Origin of the sequence: Gluconobacter sp. P1D12_c (assembly GCF_018812105.1) — a bacterium.
In the GTDB taxonomy this organism is placed as follows: Bacteria; Pseudomonadota; Alphaproteobacteria; order Acetobacterales; family Acetobacteraceae; genus Gluconobacter; species Gluconobacter oxydans_A.
In genome coordinates, this window is sequence record NZ_JACSIQ010000844.1 from 1 (window position 1) to 363 (window position 363).

Here is a 363-nt window from a genome sequence, read left to right on the forward strand (position 1 = left end):
AATCCCTGTACCGTGCGACCACCCTGAAACTGGAACGCGTTCAGGAATGGACCAATGGCAGGACGAAGAGAGCGATGCCGGTTGATCAGTTCGGCCGTGCGATCAATGGTCTCTGGAGCTGTCAGGGTTTCAGCCCTGCCGATGGCGTCCTGGAGGCGGGGCCAGTCAATTCCCGTAATGGCAGACAGTGAATCAACGCCCTGATCACGGGCCTCAATCAGATGACGGCAAGAGGTTGTCAGCAGACGAAGCTGGGCCTGCAACGATCGCATGGTGACAATCGCTTTGTCACGGATCCGGTGCTCGGCACGGCGCATCATGCTTCCGAGGAGTTTGTCCATCATTGTGAGGGCCGCGTCGGTT

1 pseudogene is annotated in these 363 nt (G+C 58.4%); it reads right to left on the minus strand.

What is annotated here, in order from left to right:
• Positions 1-363: pseudogene (locus tag KP705_RS19465) on the minus strand (Tn3 family transposase); the annotation flags it as partial.